The 283-nt window shown below is 47.7% G+C and carries 1 protein-coding gene; it reads right to left on the reverse strand.

Features of this window, described 5'->3' with window-relative positions; genetic code table 11:
- On the reverse strand, positions 1 to 257 hold a 257-nt coding region (locus KDM89_RS22020; RefSeq protein ID WP_463322650.1), incomplete at its 3' end, for a spermine/spermidine synthase domain-containing protein.
- Positions 258 to 283 lie beyond the last annotated feature (26 nt).

Here is a 283-nt window from a genome sequence, read left to right on the forward strand (position 1 = left end):
GCCCCTTCACGGAGGACTCCACCATCACCACCACCGATAACAAGGACCTTTTTTGGGTTAGGGTGGCTGTAAAGAGGGAGATTAGCAATCATCTCTTGATAGGCAAATTCGTCCCACTCGGTGCACTGGATGAGGCCATCTAACACCAACATGTTGCCGAATTTCTTGCTTCGGAATACCTGGATGTCTTGATAATCAGACTTGCCCTGGAAGAGAACTTCTTCGATTTCAACTGCCAAACTGATTCCCAGGTCCATGTAGTTGTGAATCTCATGGAACCATC

Origin of the sequence: Cognatundibacterium luofuense, from assembly GCF_018139685.1 — a bacterium.
GTDB lineage: Bacteria > Pseudomonadota > Gammaproteobacteria > Burkholderiales > Burkholderiaceae_D > Undibacterium > Undibacterium luofuense.